Below are 12,265 nucleotides of genomic sequence, written 5' to 3' on the forward strand. Positions count from 1 at the left end.
GCCCGCGCCAGGGCAGCCAGCCGCGCGCCGCGTAGAACGCCGCCGCGTCGTCCGCCGCGCACAGCGCCCCCAGCTCGTAGCCGCCCCGGACCACCGCCTCCGACGCCGCCATCAGCGCCGCACCGTGACCGCGCCCGCGCCGGTCCGCGCGCACCACCACGTTCTCCACGTACCCCGTGCGCAGCGCCCGCCCGCCGTGCAGCAGCCGCCGCTGGACCACCGACGCGTGCCCGACGAGCACCCCGCCCTCCCGGACCAGCGCGTGCACGCCGCCCAGCCCGTGCTCCCAGTCCTCCTCGGCCATGTCGTCGAACTCCTCGAACAGCAGGGCGCGGACGGCCCCCAGGGTGTCGAGGTCCAGGGTGGAGGTGTGCGCGGTGACGAGTTCGGCCATGGCCCGATCGTGGCACGCCAGGGCCGTCGGGCCGATCGGATTCCGCCGTTCCGTTAATCCGTTGCCGGGGAACGGGGGCGGGAGATAGGAAGGGCGGATGAGCACCGCATCCATCACCCAGCCCGCCTTCGTCCCGGCCACGCTCGACCTGGGCGACATCGTCCTGCACCCGTGGGAGCCGGGACTGGAGGTCCGGGGCGGTGCGGTGGCGAGCCTGACGACGGCCGCCGCCGACCCGGAGATCGCCCTCTGGAACCCGCTGCGCGCCGCCGACCCGGCACAGGCCGAGGCGTGCATCGACCGCTGGGCCGGCGGCTGGAAGAACGGAACCCTCGCGTACTTCGCGATCCTGGACTCCACTACTGCCGAGCTGCTCGGCACCATCGCCCTGCGGTGGACGGACCGCGCCGACGGACTCGCCATGGTCGGCTACTGGCTGCTCCCGGCCGCCCGCGGCCGGGGCATCGCCACCCGGGCCACCCACGCGATCACCCGCTGGGGCTTCACCACCGCCGGCGCCCGCCGCATCGAACTCGCCCACGCCGTCGACAACCCCGCCTCCTGCCGCGTCGCCGAACGCTGCGACTTCCCCCTCGAAGGCACCCTGCGGGCCTCCTTCCGCTTCGGCGACGGCCTCCACCACGACGAACACCTCCACGCCCGCCTGGCCACCGACCCCCACCCGGCCGATCCGGTCCGGTAGCCCCGCCCGGCGGGTTCGTCGGCATGCTGGCGGAGTCGGAGTCGGAGTCGGATCGGCCGGGTGGTCGAGGCCGCCGGGTGCCGAGGCTTCCCGGTCGCGGGTGGTTCGGCTCCGGCGGGGGTGGGCACCTCGACGCCGGCTCGGTCCGGCGAGGCCGCCGAACACGCCTGGTCTCGCCCCGGCCCGCTGCTCTCCGCGCGCGGCGGTCTGTGCGCTTGCTCTGCCTTCGGTGAGGGGGAGCACCTTCATGCCCGCACGGCTTCCGGGCCGGAACGCCGGCCCCGCTCGGTCGCATCGGCCTGGCCGGTGGGCCTGCCGGAGTCGAGCTGCCCGCCGCCGGGTACCGCGGCTTCCGTGGGGGGCGGTCCGTTCGGTGACGGCCGGTGCCCGCGGCGAGCCTGTTCACGCTCGTCCGGACCGGCGAGGCCACCGGGCCCGGGCGGGCCGGCCCGCCGCGGTCGGTGCCCGGCGGGTCGGACCGGCCGGGTGGGCGGGGGCGCCGGGTGCTTGTGCGTTCGGTACTCGGCCGGGGCGGGCGACCGGCGGGGCCGTTCGTCGGCTGCTGCCCCGTGGAGGTGCGGGGGCGGGGCGAGGGGGGCGGGCCTAGTCTGGAAGGGCGCCGGTGCGTGGTGCGGAACGGGAACGGTGGGCCATGACGGTCGTCTCGGCGGCACTCTTCGGGGCCGATTGGCGCGCGACGCCACGCGGGTCCGCGGAGCTTCCGCGCGAGTGCGCCGCGCGTGGCTGGACCGTGGTGCTGACCGCCCCCGGGCCGGCCGGGGCTCCCGCGCTCACCGTGACCGATCCCGGCCACGACCCGGTCGGGGCAGCGCTCGACCTGGTGGACGGCGAGCCCGCGCACGCGGTGTTCGTCGCCGGGAGCGTGCCCGAAGTACGGGCCGCGCGCCGGGCCGGAGTGGCCTGCGTCGCCGTGCTCGGCGCCGGGGCCACCGCGCCCGAGCTGCGGGCTGCGGGCGCCGTCGAGGTGCACCGTGACGCCGCGGCCCTGCTGCGTGTGCTGGACGACAGCCTGCTCGCCCGCCCCCGGGCGTTCCGCGACCGCCGTCCGACCGCTTCGACCGCATCCGCGGGCCGGAGCGGTTAGCCCGCACCCCGCCGGGCACTCGCCCGGACGGGAGGACGTCGTCACCGGAAGTGCCGGAGGTGACCGAGATGGACGGACCCGCGCTGAGCGGACGGGAGCGGCGGCTCCTGGCCGAGATCGAGGGTGAGCTGCGCCGGGACACCCGGCTCGACCGGCGGTTGAGCACGATGGGTGCCAAACGGCCGAGCCGGTTGGGAAGCGCGTTGTGCGGCCTCGGCCGCCGGGTGCCGGTCGGGGCGCTGATGACGGCGCTGGTGATGTCGGCGATCTGCCTGAGCGTCGCGGTGCGCAAGCCGAGCGCGGTGATGGCGGTCGCCGCGGCCGTGGTCTGGGTGGGCAGCGTCGCGCTGGCGGCCGGAGTCTCGGCCCTGCTGCGCCGCCACCGGCGAGGCCGCGCGGGGACGGCGGACGACCTGCCGGACGGCGGGTACCGGGAGCCGCGGAGCCGCGGGTGGCCGGGGGAGCCCACGGACGGCGGCGACGAGCGGGAGGGCCGCCGCGACGGTCGGGACCGCCGCGAGCGCCGTCCCTGGGACTATCCGGAGATGTGATGACCACCGACCTGTGGGAGTACCGCCCGGGCTCCCACCACGCCGCCGATCTGACACTGGTCGGCTATGACGTCGAGGCGACCGACGGCCCGCTGGGCCACGTGGACCAGGACGCCGGGGACCACCTGCTGGTGGACACCCGGCCGTGGGTGCCGGGCGCCCCGGTCCTGGTGCCGGTCGGGCTGGTCTCCCGGATCGACCACCTGGAGCTGGTCGTCCACCTGGACTGCCCGCGCGCCCGGGTGCGCTCGGCCCCGCCGCCCGCCGCCGTCGACGGGACCGGAGGCCGGGCCGCCCTGGACGCGCACTACGCCCGCGACCGGGCCGGCGGGCGCCGTGTGGGCTGAGCCGGTGCGGGCCGGACGGCGGACGGGGCGGGGCGGGTGAGGCGGGTGAAGTTCGTCGCCCTCACCGGCCGCACGGTCGCCTTCCTGGTCGCGCCCGAAGGCGCCGAGCAGGCCGAGCTGACCGGCTCCTGGCAGGCCGTCGCAGAGGCGGGCGGCACGCCGCGGCTGGTGTCCACCCGGCCCGGACGCGTCCAGGCGTTCCGGTACCTGGACCGGGCGGACACCTTCCCGGTCGACGACGTGGTCGGCGTGGTGCGGCCGGCCGACTACGACGCGCTGGTCCTGCCGGGCGGCGTCGCCAACCCCGACCTTCTGCGACTGCACCGGGCCGCCGTCTCCTTCGTCCATGAGCTGTCCGCCGCGGGCCGGCCGGTCGCGGTGATCTGCCACGGCGCCTGGACGCTCATCGAGGCGGACGCGGTGCGCGGCCGCACGCTCACCTCCTGGCCGAGCATCCGCACCGACCTGGTCAACGCGGGCGCCTTCTGGGTCGACGAGCCGGTCCACGTCTGCCGCGACGGTCCCGGCGTGCTGGTCTCCGCCCGCAGGCCGGCCGACCTGCCGGCGTTCACCGAGGCGCTGGTGACCGAGTTCGCGCACGCGAGCCCGGCGGCGGGGCCGCACCCGCCCTGGCCCGTCGCCCACGAGGCCGCGCCCTCCCGCCACACGGGGCCGGAGGGGGTCAGCCGAGAAAGCGGTGGACCGGTGCGAGGCTGACCGGAAGATCGTCGCTCACGTCGACCGTGTGGACGAAGGTGACCTTGGCACGCCGCTCGTCGGCCGGGTCGGCGAACCGCACCAGGACGTCCTGGCAGTCGGAGCCCGGCCGGCAGTGCGGGCTCCGGGCGACGGTGACCGCGTCCAGCGTGTAGAGGCCGGGAGTGGCCCGGCGGTCCGGGGCTTCCTCGGGTTCCTCGTCGCCGGGCCCGGCGACGCCGGGCCCGGCGGGGAGCAGACCCGCGCCGAGCAGGCCGCCGGTCAGGACGGACTCCGTCAGGGCGTGGTTCAGGGCCCGCTCGGCGGGGCTCAGGCCGGGGTTGCGGGTGTGGAAGCAGATCTTGTCGAGCAGCGCGCGGACGTGCCCGGTCACCTGGTCGCGGTCGTAGTGGTGCGGTTCCCCGACGGCGTCCACGGCGTCCACGGCGGCCGCGACGAGCGCCGTCTCCGGCCAGCGGGCCAGCCCGACGGCGCTCACCCGGACGACCGGCACGACCTGCCCGGAGTACAGCCGCGCCGAGCGGTCGGTGAGCCGCCCGGGCACGGTGAGCCGACGGATGCGGCCCGGGTCCCCGGCCGGGAGCGACCGGCCGAGCAGCGCGTCGCGCAGTGCCCGGTGGACGGGGTGCACCGGTGGGGCGGCGGCGATCCGGCGCAGCAGGGCGAGCCGTTCCTCCTCGCTCCCACCGGGCGCGGGACCGGGGAGCGGGCCGGACCACTCCATCGCGACGGCGGGCTCGGCCTCCAGGGCGTAGACCGGGGTGCCGTCGAGGGAGAGCGTCCAGGTCAGCACGGACGAGGCCCAGGGGTTCTGGACGAGGTGGTCGTGCAGTTGCCGGGGGTCCCCGGGGTCCGGGGCCGGTCCGCCGGGGGCCGCTTCGGCCAGCCGCCGGCGGAAGCCGTCGCGGTGGGCCTCGGAGCGGAAGTCGACGCCGATCCGGCCGACCGCGTAGACGGGCGCGCCGTCGCCGGGGCCGCTCTCCGCGGGGGTGGGCGTGTGCTCCATGGTGCTGGGCTCCCTGGGGTGCTGGGTGCTGGGTGCTGGGTCCGGGGATGCGGGGGCCGGGCTTCGTCCGGGTGCGCGGGATTCAGTCGCCGCGCAGCCGGACGAAGATCGCCGTCGGCGGCCGTCCGGTCACCGTCACCTCGGCGCGCAGCGGGGCGGTGAGCGGGCGGACGGAGCCGTACTGCGGATCGTGGACGGGGGCGCCGAGCCGTCCGGCCGCCGCCTCCGCCACCTGCCGGGACTGCGGCGGCGACAGCGGCGGCGAGGAGAGCAGCACCCGGCCGTCGTCCAGCTCCAGGACCACCGCCCTCGGCCGGGCGGGCGGTCCGGTGACGGCGCGCACGGTGGCGTCGGTGGTGTCGCCGCGCCGGTACTTCACCCAGACCCGTCCGGCGCCCCGGGCCCGGTAGGGCGAGCCGGCGGCCTTGCAGACCAGCCCCTCCACCCCGGTGTCGGCGAGCTGTTCCATCCAGGTCAGCGCCTCGGCCCGGTCGGTGGTCGCCAGGACGGCCTGGACGGGCGGCGGGACGTCGGCCAGCGCGGCCAGCAGCAGGCGCCGCCGGTCGGCCAGCGGCAGGCCCCGGACGTCCCGGCCGGGCAGGGCGAGCACGTCGAAGGCGACCAGCCCGAGCGCGACGTCGTCGGCGGCCCTGGCCCGGCGGGTCCGCAGCAGTTCCTCGAAGGCGAACCGCCCGCCGCGCCAGGCGACCAGCTCGGCGTCCAGCACCAGCCCGGCCGGCAGCCGGGCGACGGCGGCGGCGACCGGCGGGAACTCGGGGGCGAGGTCCCGCCCGGAGCGGGACTGCAGGACCGGCGGGCGCGCCGGCCCCCGGGCGAAGGCCACGCAGCGGAAGCCGTCCAGCTTCAGCTCGTACACCACCCCGGACCCGCCGAGGCCGTCGGCCGGCGGCACGGCGGGCACGGCGGCAGGGCGCATCACCTCCACGGGGGGCTCCAGGACCACCGGGTCGCGGGCGGCGGGCCGCCCGGCCGGGGCGGGGGGCGCCTCACGGGGCGGGCGGGTCGCGGTGGCGGCGGGCAGCGGACGCGCACGCGTCGGGTCGAGGAGGGGCGCGAACAGGTCGCCGTGCGCCGCCAGCCGCTCCGGTACCTCGGCGATCGTGAACACCAGCTCGCCCGCCGACCCGGCCCCGTCCAGCTCCGCCCAGGACAGTGGCGCCGACACCGTCGGCCGCTGTTGCGCCCGCACGGTGTACGGGGCGGCGGTGGTCTTCTTCGCCGAGTTCTGCGACCAGTCGACCAGCACCCGGCCGGTGCGGCGGGCCTTCGCCATGGTGTGCACGACCAGGTCCGGGTGGGCCGCCTCCAGCTCGGCGGCGAGCTGCTTGGCGTAGGCGGAGACCTCGGCGCTCGGCGTCGGTTCCAGCGGCACCAGCAGGTGCAGGCCCTTGCCGCCGGAGGTCTTCACCCAGGCCTCCAGGCCGTCCGCCGCGAGCCGCTCGCGCAGCAGCCCGGCCACCGTGCGGCAGGTGAGGACGCTCGCCCCCGCGCCCGGGTCGAGGTCCAGCACCAGCCGGTCCGCCAGGCCCGGCGCGGCGGCGTGCCACTGCGGCACGTGCAGCTCCAGGCAGCCCAGGTTCACCAGCGAGAGCAGGGCGGCGCCGCTCTCCAGCACCACCTGGCGCAGCTCGCCGCTGCTGCTCGGCACCTCGACCGTGCGCACCCAGCGGGGTGTGCCCGGCGGCGGGTTCTTGGCGATGAACACCTCGGCCGCCACGCCGTCCGGGGTGCGCAGGAAGGACACCGGGCGGTCGTCCAGGTGGGGCAGCAGCGCGCCGTGTACGGCGGCGTAGTAGTGCAGCACCTCGCCCTTCAGGGTGCCGGTCTGCGGGTAGTACACCTTGTCCAGGTGCGAGAGCGCGAGGGTGCGCCCGTCGACCACCATCTGCGGCATCGCCGCCTCCGAGGCTGCGCGCGTCCCGGCCGGGCCGGGTCCGTTGCGGCCAGTCTGCCCGGGGCGGGGGCGTGGCGCGAGTGCGGCCCGGCCGTGCGCGCGCTACGGGCCGAGCAGGTCCAGCGCGGTGCGGAGCAGCACGTCGTCGGTGGCCGGGGCGCGTTCGGCCGCCACTCCGGAGCGGAACAGCGAGGCGCCCTCGATCAGCATCACGAACACCCCGGCCCGGGCCCGCCGCTCCTCCTCCGGCAGTTCGGGCCGGTGCCGGGCGAGGAAGGCGGCCACCTGTTCCCGGTAGTCGTCGTAGAACCCGCGGACGGCCCCGGCCACCGCCGCGTCCCGGGCGGCGAGCGCCCACACCTCGGCGAACAGCCGCACCAGCCGGGCGTCCTCCTGCTCGGCGAGCAGCGCCGCCACCACGGCGGCGGGGGCGTCGGCGGCCTCGGCGTCGGCGGTGAGCAGCGGGGCCAGCCGCTCCGCCGACCGGCGCAGCACCCGCTCCAGCACGGCGGCCACCAGGTCGGCGTGGGTGGGGAAGTAGTACTGGAGGTGGCCCAGCCTCACCCCGGCCGCCGCCGCCACGGCCCGCATGGTCAGCTCCGGCCCGCCCTCGGCGACCAGCACGCCCTCCGCCGCGTCCAGCAGGGCCTCCCGCCGCTCAGCACCCTTCCGCCCGCGCGGCGTGGCGGGGGGCGTGGCGGGGGTGGCCTCGGCGGGGGGCGCGGGTGTGTTGGCCGGGGGTCGGGGCCCGGCCGGGGCGAGGCCCGGCTGATCCGCGCTCCTCCCGGCGCGCGCCCGCGCGGAGGGCGCCGGAGGCGTGGCCTCGGCGGTGGCCGGCGGCGCGGCGGCCGGCGGGGCGACGGCGGCCGACTGGTGGGCGCGGTCGGGCGTGGTGCTCATGCGGCAGCATCCAAGCCCGTGGCGGGCCGGATGTCGACCGCGACCCCGAGGGCGGCGAGGGCGGGCAGGACCCGGGCGGGGGCCGGGGTCTGTTCCGGGAAGGAGACACCGGCCGGCGCCGGTGCCGAGCCGTCGGTGCCGAGGGCGCGGCGCAGGGCGAGCAGTCCGCCGACGGCGGTGAGGTGGGCCTGGCCCGCGCGGTCCTCGACGACGGCGGCGAGGGTGCGTCCGCCGTGGGTGACGTCGACCCGCAGCAGCGCGGTGCCGCCGTCGCCGGGCGAGTGCAGCAGCGCGCGGCGGGCGGACTGCCAGCGCTCGCCCCGGCCCCACCGGAAGAAGCCGGTGTGCTTGGCCGCCAGCAGGGCCCGGGTGCTGAGGCCGGAGCTGAAGCCGATCCGGGTGGTGGCGGTGGCGCTGCCGAGGGTGAGCGGCAGGGTGAACTGCTCGGGCGTGTCGATCCGGGCGACCCGGGTGGGGTGGGCGCCGATCCGTACGGTGCGCGTGTCGCTCAGCGGCGCGACGGTGCGGCGGCGGCCCTCGCGGACGACCTCGTAGTCCAGTCCCAGCCGGTCCATGAACTCGACGGAGTCGGCGCCGGCCCGGTCGGCGAGGTCCCAGCGGACGGCGGTCTCGACCCGGTCCGCCCCGCCGAGCCGCTCAGCCAGGTGGGCGGCGACCAGGCAGACGACCCCGCCCATCCAGGCGGAGGAGAGCAGCACGGGCGAGGCGGGGCGCAGCAGGGCGGCCACGGTGGCGGCCCGCTGGAGGCGGACGGTCCAGCGGGTGACGTCGACGTAGGGGATCCCGCCGGCCGCGGCCGCCCGGAGCACCCGGTCGTCCGGGTCGTTGACCACGCCCACGACGGCACGGACCGCCGCCTCGAACGGTGCCGGGTCGGCGAGGTCCCAGCGGCGGACCGCGGCGTGCGGGGCGCCGCCGAGGTCGCGGACGAGTGCCGCCCCCCGCTCCGCGGAGCGGCCGGTGAGCAGGACGGGGTGCTCGGCCGCGACCAGGCGGGCGAGTTCGGTGCCGACCGTCCCGTAGCCGCCGACCAGTAGGACCGGGCCCTCCGGGTCGTGGGTGAGCGAGTCGGGTGCGCAGACGTGTGTCGGGGTGGTCATGCCGGAGAAAATAGGTCATGCGACCTAAAAATTCCGTCAAGGTGTCCGTGTCCGCCCGGTCGCCAGGGCGTGGGCGTCCGCGACCAGGTCCTCGACCCGCTCCCAGTCGAGCGGCGCCACGTCGAGCCGCACGCCGATCCAGCCCCGGTGGCCGACGTAGGGCGGGCGGAAGAACCGTTCCGGCTCCTCGGCGACGAGGTGCTCCTGCGCGCCGGCCGGCGCCGGGCACCAGAACGCGAGCCGGTCGTCGTGGTGGTGGTCGGCGAGCATCACGAACACCCGCGCCCGGCGGCCGGCCCCGGCGAACCAGGTCGGCTCGCCGTGGCTGACCCGCTCGTCCACCTCGGGCAGTGCCAGGCAGACGGTCCGCAGCCGCTCCACGGCCGCGGTGCCGCCGGGGTCGTCGGTGCCGCCGGGGTCGTCGGGCACGTCGCCGGAGTGCACGGCTCAGCCCGCCGAGGGCCGCGGCGCGCCCGGGTAGGTGCCGAAGTACCAGCGGTTGCCCTCCGGATCGGCCGCGGCGAAGTCGCGCGAGCCGTAGTCCGTGTCGAACGGCGCGCTGGTGATCCGGGCCCCGGCGGCGACGGCGCGCGCGTGCAGGGCGTCCGGGTCCGCCGTGACCACATATGCGGTGAAGGTCCCGGGGCCGCCCGGCCAGGGCTCCTCGCCCTCGGCCGGCGGGCGGTCGGAGCCCAGCATCACTCCGCCGCCCTCCGGCCACGCCAGCTCCGCGTGGGCGACGAACTCCCCCTCGCCGTAGGCGACGACCTCCTCGAAGCCGAACGCCTCCCGCAGGAAGCGGATCAGCGCCCGGGCGTCGCCGGCGCGCAGACTCGGCCAGACCTGCGGCGCGGGCGGCGTTCCGGGTCCCGTGGTGCCGGTGTCGGTGCTGGCACCGGTGTCGGTGTCCATGGTGGGTACCTCCTCCAGATCGTGGCGGCCGTCCCCGGACCGGAACCGGACCGGAACCGGACCGGAACCGGACCGGAACCGGACCGGAAGCCGGGCCGACCGCCGTCATGCCTCCCACTCTGGCGCGGGCCCGGTGGCCCCGCCTTGGACGTTTCGGAACTTCGCCGCCTCCGGCCCCTCCTCCGCCAGCCAGGTGCTCGGCGCGCAGCCGGCCAGCGCGCGGAACTCGCGGGCCAGATGGGCCTGGTCCGCGTAGCCGGAGCGCGCCGCGAGCTCCGCCAGCCGGGGCGCCGGGCCGGGCAGGGCCAGCAGCCGCCGGGCCCGGTCGAACCGGATCACCCGGGCGGCGGCCTTCGGGCTCAGGCCGGTCTCCCGGCGGAACCGGTCCAGCAGGTGCCGCCCGCTCCACCCGGTCTCCCGGGCGAGTGCGGCCACCGGCACGGCGCCGCCGCTGCGCCGCAGCGCGCACCAGGCCAGGACCACCTCGGGCGGCACCCGGCCGGAGGGGCGCGCGAGGCTCAGCAGCACGCCGTCCAGCGCCGCGAACCGTTCCGGCCAGTCGCGGGCCTCCTGGACCGCCTCCTGGAGGCGGGCGGCCACCGCGCCGAGCACGGCCTCGGCCGGGACGTCCAGCCCGGACAGCTCCCCGGCCGGCAGCCCGAACAGGGCCCGCGCCGCCAGCGGGTGGACGGCGATCTGGATGCCGGACTGCCGGCCGTCGTGGCTGATCAGGGCCGGCGCCGTGTGCAGGCCGCCGAGCAGCGTGGCGTACCGGCCGGGCGGCTGCGCGGGGTCCGGGTGGCCGACCATGGTGAGCGGCTCGTCCAGGGTCAGGATGAAGGTCAGGTACGGGGAGGGCAGGCCCCGGTGCAGGGCGGGCGGCAGGCCGTGCCGGCGGTAGCCGGCGTACCAGGCCACGTACGGGCGCAGCGCCGTCGCGGGCCGCACCCGGACCGCTTCGTCGACCGGGCCGCGGCCGGCCGGCGCCGTGCCGGGCGCCCCGGCGAACTCCTCGGTCACGCCCCCAGTATCGGCCCGCCGGGAGGCCGGGGCAGCGGCCCCGCGCCCCGGGCGGGCGGTGACCGCGGGTAGCCCCGGCGCGATGCGCTCGCGGACCGTCGGCGGCGTGCATAGCGTGGGAGGACCGGACCATCCGGTGCTCGGGGGAGGAGCCTGAGGAGGAGTCCCCGTGACCACTGCTCGAGACATCATGCACCCCGGCGCCCAGTGCGTCGGCGCCGAACAGAACCTCGCCGAGGCCGCCCGGATGATGCGCGACATGGGCGTCGGCGCGCTGCCGATCTGCGGCGAGGACCAGAAGCTGAAGGGCATCATCACCGACCGCGACATCATCGTCCGGTGCATCGCGGAGGGACGGGACCCGGCCGCCACCAAGGCCTCGGAACTGGGCGGTCACCTGCACTGCGTCCGGGCCGAGGACGGCATCGACACCGTGCTCCAGAAGATGGAGCAGCACCAGATCCGCCGCATCCCGGTGATCGACGGCGACCGGCTGGTCGGCATGATCAGCGAGGCGGACCTGGCGATGGGCCACCGCGAGGGCAACCGTCTGACGGACCAGCAGATCGTCGATTTCATGGACAGCGTCTACATGAAGCGGTGACGCCGTCCGTCCCGGTCTCCTCGCGGGCCGGGCACGCCCGCCCCGCGAGGAGACCGGGTCTGCCGGAAGACACAGGATCACGCGCTTCCGGCCGGGGGCCGCTATGACCTTCGACCAGTCTTTCGGCCGGGGAGGGGAGGGGGCCGGGATTGCGGGTACAGTCCCCGGCGATGGTCGGGAGCGGCCCGGTCGGCACTGGGGAGGATGGATGGAACAGCGCGCCGTGCGGTGGATCCCGCCCGTGCTCTACACCGTGGTCCTGGCCGGTGGATTCCATCATGCGGCGGTCGCCGCAGGGGAGTTCGGCGGTGCCCGGATCACCGTTTTCGCCGGCGGACTGCTGGCCCTGCTCGCCCTGGAGGCGCCCGGTCCCGGCCGGTCGCCGGCCGCGCGGCTGCCCGTGGAGCTGCTGCTGGCGGCGCGGGTGCCGCTGGTCACGGCGGTCGTGGTGGCGGACGGCTCGGGGGTGTCGTGGGCACTGTTCGTCCTGGTGCCGTTCACCGTGTACCCGGCCTTCGGGCGCCGGGCTGCGCTGGTCTGCGCCGCCGGGTGCGTCGGGCTGCTGCTGGCGGCTCTGACCGTCCTGGCGCCGGGGTGGTGGGTGCGGCCGTCCGCCGTGTCGGACGTGCTGGTGTTCGGCCTCGGCCTGGCGCTGACGCTGTCGCTGTCCGGGGCGGCGGTGCGCGAGCAGGAGGCGCGGGCGCGGCTGGCCCGCTGCGCGCGGCGGATCGCCGAGCTGTCGGCCGCCGAGGAGAGCGGCCGGGCGGCCCGGGAGGCCCATGACAGTCTCGGTCACCATCTGGCCTCCGTCGGCGCGCAGTTGGAGAAGGCGGAAGCGTGCCGCGTGCTGGACCCGGAGGCCTCGGCGCGGGCCGTCGAGGACGCCCGCCGGTCGGCCGACCGGGCGCTCGCGGAGGTCCGCGAGTACCACATACGCGTGGGCCGGGCGCGGTGCCGGGTGGTCCTCGGC

Annotated in this window: 15 protein-coding genes and 1 pseudogene; 7 read left to right on the top strand and 9 right to left on the bottom strand. The window is 77.4% G+C overall.

What is annotated here, in order from left to right:
• The coding region (locus tag ACFU74_RS31655) for a GNAT family N-acetyltransferase (protein ID WP_380763043.1) at positions 1–394 on the bottom strand (394 nt) is incomplete at its 3' end.
• 97 nt (positions 395–491) lie between these two features.
• Here ACFU74_RS31655 and ACFU74_RS31660 point away from each other — a divergent pair.
• The 5 genes from ACFU74_RS31660 (at position 492) to ACFU74_RS31680 (ending at position 3,817) form a co-directional block, all read left to right on the top strand.
• The gene (locus ACFU74_RS31660) at positions 492–1,097 is read left to right on the top strand and encodes a GNAT family N-acetyltransferase (protein WP_380763046.1); all 606 of its coding nucleotides are present in this window, start codon (positions 492–494) and stop codon (positions 1,095–1,097) included.
• Positions 1,098–1,749: 652 nt separating this feature from the next.
• Positions 1,750–2,202, top strand: a complete 453-nt coding sequence (locus ACFU74_RS31665; protein ID WP_380763048.1) for an HAD family hydrolase — start codon at positions 1,750–1,752, stop codon at positions 2,200–2,202.
• 68 nt (positions 2,203–2,270) lie between these two features.
• Entirely contained in the window at positions 2,271–2,753 is a 483-nt protein-coding gene (locus tag ACFU74_RS31670; RefSeq protein WP_380763069.1) for a hypothetical protein, read from the top strand.
• Positions 2,753–3,100 (top strand): PRC-barrel domain containing protein, encoded by a 348-nt coding sequence (locus ACFU74_RS31675; RefSeq protein ID WP_380763050.1) that lies wholly within the window; start codon positions 2,753–2,755, stop codon positions 3,098–3,100. Before ACFU74_RS31670 ends, ACFU74_RS31675 begins: the two co-directional genes overlap by 1 nt.
• Positions 3,101–3,145: 45 nt before the next feature.
• Positions 3,146–3,817 carry a type 1 glutamine amidotransferase domain-containing protein gene (locus ACFU74_RS31680; RefSeq protein ID WP_380763052.1) on the top strand — a complete coding sequence of 224 codons (672 nt, stop codon included), beginning with the start codon at positions 3,146–3,148 and terminating at the stop codon, positions 3,815–3,817.
• On the opposite strand, the gene ACFU74_RS31685 is transcribed toward ACFU74_RS31680, so the two are convergent.
• From ACFU74_RS31685 to ACFU74_RS31720, 8 genes and pseudogenes are all read right to left on the bottom strand, one after another.
• Positions 3,783–4,823: a hypothetical protein gene (locus ACFU74_RS31685; RefSeq protein WP_380763054.1), complete on the bottom strand. Its 1,041-nt coding sequence runs from the start codon at positions 4,821–4,823 to the stop codon at positions 3,783–3,785. The genes ACFU74_RS31680 and ACFU74_RS31685 overlap by 35 nt on opposite strands.
• 82 nt (positions 4,824–4,905) lie before the next feature.
• On the bottom strand, positions 4,906–5,760 hold the full coding sequence (locus ACFU74_RS31690; RefSeq protein ID WP_380763071.1) for a DNA ligase: 855 nt from the start codon (positions 5,758–5,760) through the stop codon (positions 4,906–4,908).
• A 96-nt stretch (positions 5,761–5,856) separates the two neighbouring features.
• Positions 5,857–6,738: pseudogene (gene ligD, locus ACFU74_RS31695) on the bottom strand (non-homologous end-joining DNA ligase); the annotation flags it as partial.
• 102 nt (positions 6,739–6,840) lie between these two features.
• Positions 6,841–7,638, bottom strand: a complete 798-nt coding sequence (locus ACFU74_RS31700; RefSeq protein WP_380763055.1) for a TetR family transcriptional regulator — start codon at positions 7,636–7,638, stop codon at positions 6,841–6,843.
• Positions 7,635–8,759 carry a saccharopine dehydrogenase gene (locus ACFU74_RS31705; protein ID WP_380763057.1) on the bottom strand — a complete coding sequence of 375 codons (1,125 nt, stop codon included), beginning with the start codon at positions 8,757–8,759 and terminating at the stop codon, positions 7,635–7,637. Before ACFU74_RS31705 ends, ACFU74_RS31700 begins: the two co-directional genes overlap by 4 nt.
• A gap of 36 nt (positions 8,760–8,795) precedes the next feature.
• Positions 8,796–9,188: an MmcQ/YjbR family DNA-binding protein gene (locus ACFU74_RS31710; RefSeq protein ID WP_380763059.1), complete on the bottom strand. Its 393-nt coding sequence runs from the start codon at positions 9,186–9,188 to the stop codon at positions 8,796–8,798.
• Positions 9,189–9,206: 18 nt separating this feature from the next.
• Positions 9,207–9,671, bottom strand: a complete 465-nt coding sequence (locus ACFU74_RS31715; RefSeq protein ID WP_380763061.1) for a VOC family protein — start codon at positions 9,669–9,671, stop codon at positions 9,207–9,209.
• Positions 9,672–9,776: 105 nt separating this feature from the next.
• Positions 9,777–10,691: a helix-turn-helix domain-containing protein gene (locus tag ACFU74_RS31720; protein ID WP_380763063.1), complete on the bottom strand. Its 915-nt coding sequence runs from the start codon at positions 10,689–10,691 to the stop codon at positions 9,777–9,779.
• Between the two features lie 169 nt (positions 10,692–10,860).
• On the opposite strand from ACFU74_RS31720, the gene ACFU74_RS31725 reads away from it, so the two are divergent.
• Positions 10,861–11,295, top strand: coding sequence for a CBS domain-containing protein (locus ACFU74_RS31725; RefSeq protein WP_380763065.1), 435 nt, complete (start codon positions 10,861–10,863; stop codon positions 11,293–11,295).
• Between the two features lie 208 nt (positions 11,296–11,503).
• Positions 11,504–12,265 (top strand): histidine kinase (locus ACFU74_RS31730; protein WP_380763067.1); only part of this gene is annotated, 762 nt, incomplete at its 3' end.

It is taken from the genome of Kitasatospora sp. NPDC057500 (assembly GCF_042802195.1).
Lineage (GTDB): Bacteria > Actinomycetota > Actinomycetes > Streptomycetales > Streptomycetaceae > Kitasatospora.